4 protein-coding genes are annotated in these 4,634 nt (G+C 74.6%); all 4 read left to right on the forward strand.

What is annotated here, in order from left to right:
• Positions 1-371: 371 nt before the first annotated feature.
• On the forward strand, positions 372-1,193 hold the full coding sequence (locus D0D28_RS35020) for a DMT family transporter (protein WP_116115484.1): 822 nt from the start codon (positions 372-374) through the stop codon (positions 1,191-1,193).
• A 52-nt stretch (positions 1,194-1,245) separates the two neighbouring features.
• A complete protein-coding gene (locus D0D28_RS35025) occupies positions 1,246-2,187 on the forward strand; it encodes an NAD-dependent epimerase/dehydratase family protein (RefSeq protein WP_116115486.1) in 942 nt (313 codons plus the stop codon).
• Between the two features lie 60 nt (positions 2,188-2,247).
• Positions 2,248-3,876, forward strand: coding sequence for a carbamoyltransferase family protein (locus D0D28_RS35030; RefSeq protein ID WP_116115488.1), 1,629 nt, complete (start codon positions 2,248-2,250; stop codon positions 3,874-3,876).
• Positions 3,873-4,634, forward strand: a 762-nt coding sequence (locus D0D28_RS35035) for a glycosyltransferase family 2 protein (RefSeq protein ID WP_116115490.1), incomplete at its 3' end; no start/stop codon positions are given. The genes D0D28_RS35030 and D0D28_RS35035, both read left to right, overlap by 4 nt.

The following is a 4,634-nucleotide window of genomic DNA, read 5'->3' on the forward strand; positions in this document are numbered from 1 at the left end:
TCATTCCCCCGCCTCCCGCGCCCGGCAGGCCGCGCCCACCGGGCCAGCGGAACCGAGGCCACCCGCCCCGACCCAGCGGTGCTGGGTCGGGGCGGGTGGCCTCGGTTCCGCTGGCCCGGTGGGCGCGGCCTGCCGGGCGCGGGAGGCGGGGGAATGAGGGGTGACTTCGGGTGCCGGTGGCGCGCCGCGCCGCGGCGAGGTGGCCGGGGTGCGAGCGGCGGCGGCCGGGGGCCGCATGCCGGTGCCGCGCGGCGGCCGGTGCGCATCAGTGGCGGCCGGGGCGCGTCCGTGGACGGCCCGCGCCCGCGTGCCGCTGCGGCGCGGCCGCGTGCGACGGTGGTGGCCACTTCGCCGGGTGCGGGAGGCCGCCGATGACCGGTGAGCTTCTGGCGCTCGCCTCCGCTGGGTGCTTCGGCGTCACGCACTTCGTCAACGGGGTGATCGCTCGCCGGGCGCCCGGCCTCACCGTTTCGCTGTACGCGCAGCTCGGTGGCACCCTCGTCACGCTCGTCGTCGCGGTCGTCTGGTCCCCGCCCGGCCTCACGGGGCTCCTGTGGGGCGCGCTGTCCGGCGTCGGCACCGGCATCGGCGTCGCGTTCCTCTACCGCGCCATGAGCCGGGACGCGTTGAGCGTCGTGGTGCCCGTCAGCGACGTCGGGGCCGTCGTGCTGCCCGTCGTCGCCGGGCTCGCCTTCCTCGGGGAACGGCCCTCGCCCGCGGCGATCGCCGGCATCGTGCTCGCCCTGCCCGCCATCTGGCTCGTCTCCGGCGGCGGGCGGCCCACCGGCCCCGGCATCCGCTACGCGCTCATCGCCGGAGCGGGCTTCGCCGTCCAGTTCCTCGCCATGAAACCCGTGCCCCTGGACGCCGGGCTGTGGCCGATCGTGGTCAGCCGCGCCGCCTCCGTGGCCGCCATCCTGCCGCTCGTGCTCACCACGCGGACCCCGCTCACGCTGCGTCCCCGCCTCGCCTGGCCGGCCGCCGCCGCGGGCGCCCTGGGCAGCGTCGCGATCGTGCTCTACTGGGTCGCCACCCACCAGCAGCTGCTGGCCGTCGCGACCGTCCTGGCCGCCCTCTACCCGGCCATCCCCGTGGTGCTCGCACTGCTCTTCCTGGGTGAACGCCTCAGCCGGAAGCAGACTCTCGGTGTCTGCGGGGCCGCCGCCGCGCTGGCGCTGTTAGCCCTGGCGTAGGAGAAGTACCTCCGTAGCGTTTTGAAGTGACTCCGCCGGGTAGGAGAAGCGCATGCGCGGGCATGCGGTGGTCACGGGCGGAGCGGGTTTCGTCGGCTCCCACCTGTGCGACCGCCTGCTCGCCCGCGGCATGCGCGTCACCTGCGTGGACAACCTGTGCACCGGCACCACCGGCAACATCGCGCACCTCACCGGGAAGGACTTCCACTTCGTGGAGGCCGACGTCTCCCGCGGGCTGGTCGTCGGCGGCCCGGTCGACCTGGTGATGCACCTGGCCAGCCCCGCCTCGCCCCGCGACTACGACCGCCTGCCGGTGGAAACGCTGCAGACCGGCGCCGCGGGCACCAACCACGCCCTCGACCTCGCCGAGGTCACCGGCGCCCGGTTCGTGCTCGCCTCCACCAGCGAGGTCTACGGCGACCCGCGCGAGCACCCGCAGCGCGAAAGCTACTGGGGCAACGTCAACCCGGTCGGCCCGCGCAGCGTCTACGACGAGGCGAAACGCTACGCCGAAGCGCTCACCGCCGCCTACCGCCGCACCCGCGGCGTGAACACCGGCATCGCGCGCATCTTCAACACCTACGGCCCGCGCATGCGCCCCGGCGACGGGCGGGCGATCCCCACGTTCATCAAGCAGATCCTCACCGGCGAACCGGTCACCGTCGCCGGTGCGGGCACCCAGACCCGTTCCCTGTGCTATGTGGACGACACCGTGGACGGCCTGCTGGCACTGGCGGACAGCGATTTCCCGGGCCCGGTCAACCTCGGCAACCCGCACGAACTCCAGATCCGCCACCTGGTGGGGGAGATCCAGCGGCTGGCCGGCACGACCGTGCCGGTGCGCAGCATCCCCGCCCCGGTGGACGATCCGCAACGACGGTGCCCGGACATCGCCGTCGCGCAACGGGAACTGGGCTGGCAGCCGCGCGTGGAGCTGCACGAGGGCCTGCGCCGGACCCTGGAGTGGTTCGCCGCCCACCTCAGTCTCGTTTAGACGCGGAGTAGCAGGGGTAGCGCTAAGTAGCAGTAGTGACGGGATGTGGAGGTAACGAGCTTGCGGGTCCTCGGGATCAACGCGGTGTTCCACGATCCGGCCGCCGCCCTCGTGGTGGACGGCCGGGTGGTCGCCGCCGCCGAGGAAGAGCGGTTCAGCCGCCGCAAACACGGCAAACGCCCGGTTCCCTTCTCCACCTGGGAACTCCCCGAGCAGGCGGCCCGCTGGTGCCTGGCGCAGGCCGGGATCGAACCCCGCGACCTGGACGCGGTGGGCTATTCCTACGACCCCGATCTGGTCGACCACGACCTCGACGGCGTCGACCCGGGCTGGGAGGAGCTGCGCACCACGTTCGCGCGGCGCGCCCCGAACTTCCTGAAGACGGCACTGCCCGGCCTGAACCCGGGCAAGGTGCGGTTCGTCCGCCACCACGTCGCGCACGCCGCGTCCAGTGGCCTGGCCGCTCCGTTCGGTGACGCCGCCGTGCTGGTCGCGGACGGGCGCGGTGAGGCGACCTCCTACCTGGCCGGGGAGTACCGCGACGGCAAGCTGGTCGAGCTGGCCGCGCAGCGGCTCCCGCACTCGCTCGGGCTGCGCTACGAGGACCTCACCGAGCACCTCGGGTTCGCGCGCTCCAGCGACGAGTACAAGGTGATGGCCCTGGCCTCGTACGGGAAACCGCGGTTCGCCGACGCGCTGCGCGCGGAGATCGCCGCGCTCGGTGACGGCGGTTTCCGCGCCGCGCCGGTGGATCTGTCCCGGTTCGCGCCCCGCCGCGAGCCCGGCGCGGACTTCCGGCCCGCGCACGCCGACCTCGCCGCGAGCATGCAGCAGCGGATCGAGGAGGTCCTGCTCGACCTCGCCCGGTGGCTGCACCTGCAGACCGGGCAACGGAACCTGACGATGGCCGGCGGCATCGCCCTCAACTGCGTGGCCAACACCCGGCTGCTCGCCGAGGGCCCGTTCGACGACATCTGGGTGCAACCGGCCGCCGGGGACGCGGGCACCGCGCTCGGCGCCGCCCTGCACCTGGCCGCGGAACTGGGCGAACCCGCCGCGCCGATGCCGGGCGCCGACCTCGGCCGCGGGTTCACCGACGCCGAGATCCAGCACGCGCTCGACGTCGCCCGGCTGCCCTACGAACGGCCGGACGACCTCGCGGCCACCGTGGCGCAGGCGCTCGCCGACGACGAGGTCGTGGCGTGGTTCCAGGGCCGCGCCGAGTTCGGCCCGCGCGCGCTGGGCCACCGCTCGCTGCACCCGCACCCCGGCCACCAGCGCAACCTGGAACGCCTCAACGACGTCAAGGGCCGCGAGCAGTTCCGCCCCGTCGCGCCGATGGTGCTCGCCGACCGCGCGCGGGAGCTGTTCGAACGCGGCCCGGTGCCCAGTCCCTACATGCTGTTCGTGCACGACGTCCGTCCGGAGTGGAGGGACCGCATCCCGGCCGTGACGCACGTGGACGGCACGGCGCGGATCCAGACGGTGGACCCGGCCACCGAGCCGCTGGTCGCGCGCATGCTCGGCGAATTCGCCGCCCGCACCGGGATTCCCGTCGTGGTCAACACGAGCCTGAACACCGCGGGCCGCCCGATGGTCGACTCGCCGCGTGACGCGCTGGAGTGCTTCGGATCGAGCCCGGTCGACCTGCTGGCGATCGGCCCGTTCGTGGTGCGGAGGCCGGCATGACCGCCTACACCGTGGTTGTCCCGACGACCGGCCGGGACAGCCTCCGGGCCCTGCTGTCCGCGCTGGACCACGGGATCGGGCCGGCCCCGGCCGAGGTCGTCCTCGTCGACGACCGCCCCGAACCGGGCGAGCTGCCGCTGCCCGACACGACCCTGAAGGTGCGCGTGCTGCGCTCGGGCGGCCGGGGCCCGGCCGCGGCGCGCAACGTGGGCTGGCGCGCGGCGGACACCGAGTGGATCGCCTTCCTCGACGACGACGTGCGCCCGACCGCCGACTGGCCGTCCCGCCTGGTGACCGACCTGGAGTCGCTGGCCTCCGACGTGGCGGCCTCGCAGGGCCGGATCATCGTGCCCGGCCCGACCGGCGGCCGCCGGCCCACCGACGAGGAACGCGACACGGCCGGGCTCGCCACCGCGGAGTGGATCACCGCGGACATGGCCTACCGGCGCGCGGTCCTCGCCGCCGTCGGCGGGTTCGACGAGCGGTTCCCGCGGGCCTTCCGCGAGGACGCCGACCTCGCGCTGCGCGTGCGGCAGGCCGGGTGGCGGCTGGAGCGCGGCACGCGCCGGACGTTGCACCCGGCGCGCCGCGGCGGGTTCTTCGCCAGCCTGCGCGCCCAGCGCGGCAACGCCGACAACGCCCTGATGCGCCGCAAGTTCGGTCCACAGTGGAGGGAGTTGTGCGCGGCCGGGCCGGGCCGTCTGGGCCGTCACGCGCTCACCACCCTCAGCGGCCCGGCCGCGCACAACTCCCTCCAC

This window comes from Amycolatopsis ruanii, from assembly GCF_003385175.1.
Classification (GTDB): Bacteria; Actinomycetota; Actinomycetes; order Mycobacteriales; family Pseudonocardiaceae; genus Amycolatopsis_E; species Amycolatopsis_E thermalba.